Source organism: Mycobacterium sp. NGS40 (genome assembly GCF_059812735.1).
This window is the reverse complement of the sequence record NZ_JCALDG010000144.1, coordinates 1-283: the sequence shown is the minus strand read 5'-3', so window position 1 is coordinate 283 and position 283 is coordinate 1. Positions and strand designations below refer to the sequence as shown.

The 283-nt window shown below is 65.0% G+C and carries 1 pseudogene; it reads right to left on the bottom strand.

Annotation, left to right across the window (positions count from 1 at the left end):
* A pseudogene (locus AC5Y5O_RS32320) lies at positions 1-283 on the bottom strand (heavy metal translocating P-type ATPase); the annotation flags it as partial.

Here is a 283-nt window from a genome sequence, read left to right as displayed (position 1 = left end):
ATCGACGGGAAGCTCGGTTTCGATGCCGCCCCGCACGACACGGGCCGTGCGGGCTTGCAACCCGAGTAACGCGCGGATAGCTTCACCGGTGCCAGCCTTGGCGCGGGCTTCCAGCAATCGGCCCAGCATTAACAGGGTCAGGATCACCCCGACCGCCTCGAAATACACGTCGCGAACATCGGCCGGCAAGACCCCAGAGGCGACGGTGACCAACAGACTGTAACCATAGGCCGCCAGGGTGCCCAACGTGATGAGGCTGTTCATGTCGGCGCTGCGGTGCGCC